Annotated in this window: 1 protein-coding gene; it reads right to left on the bottom strand. The window is 53.3% G+C overall.

Annotated features, from left to right (window positions below; all coding sequences use genetic code 11):
• On the bottom strand, nt 1-1,014 hold a 1,014-nt coding region (locus CAGGBEG34_RS00340; RefSeq protein WP_042687132.1), incomplete at both ends, for a 30S ribosomal protein S1.

Here is a 1,014-nt window from a genome sequence, read left to right as displayed (position 1 = left end):
TTTGAGTGACAATTGAATGGCGCGCGCTTTGCGGTCGATCCCGATAATGACCGCATCGACGGCATCGTCTTCTTTCAGTGCAGCGCGCGCATCCGAGACGCCCGGCGCAATTTCCGATGCGCGCAGCGTCCCTTCAACATCGTCCGCCAATGTAATGAGCGCGCTTTCCGCATCTACGGTTTTCACCTTTCCGCTGACGCGGGCGCCTTTATCATTCATTTCCACAAAGTGATTAAACGGATCGCTTTCAAGCTGCTTGATTCCCAGCGAAATACGCTCTTTGTCTGCATCAACAGCAAGCACCATCGCTTCAGCCGTATTGCCTTTTTTATATTTGCGCACCGCTTCTTCGCCCGGCTCATGCCATGACAGATCGGACAGATGAACCAAGCCGTCAATACCGCCTTCAAGCCCGATAAAGACGCCAAAATCGGTAATCGAACGAATCAGCCCGCTGACTTTATCGCCTTTGCTGAAATGGCGCGCGAATTCCTCCCACGGATTCGGTTTGCACTGTTTCATTCCCAGGCTGATCCGGCGACGCTCTTCGTGGATTTCGAGCACCATCACTTCCACTTCCTGATCGAGCTGGACAGCTTTGCCGGGCGAGATATTTTTATTTGTCCAATCCATTTCGGAAACATGCACCAGCCCTTCGATGCCTGATTCGATTTCAACAAATGCGCCGTAATCGGTCAGATTGGTGACTTTGCCGAATAGCCGCGTGCCAGAAGGATAGCGCCGCGCAATCCCTTGCCAGGGATCATCGCCCAGCTGTTTAACGCCGAGCGAAACGCGGCGTTTTTCAGGGTCGAACTTCAATACTTTTGCGCTAATTTCCTGTCCGACAGACAGCGCTTCGCTTGGATGCCGGATACGGCGCCACGCGATATCCGTGATATGCAGCAGACCGTCGATTCCTCCCAGATCAACAAACGCGCCGTAATCGGTAATATTCTTCACCACGCCTTGAACAGTCGCGCCTTCAGTCAGTGTTTCCAGCAGTTTCGCGCG

This window comes from Candidatus Glomeribacter gigasporarum BEG34, assembly GCF_000227585.1.
Classification (GTDB): Bacteria; Pseudomonadota; Gammaproteobacteria; order Burkholderiales; family Burkholderiaceae; genus Glomeribacter; species Glomeribacter gigasporarum_B.
Note: the sequence above shows the minus strand (reverse complement) of the source record. Positions and strands in the feature narration are given on the sequence as shown.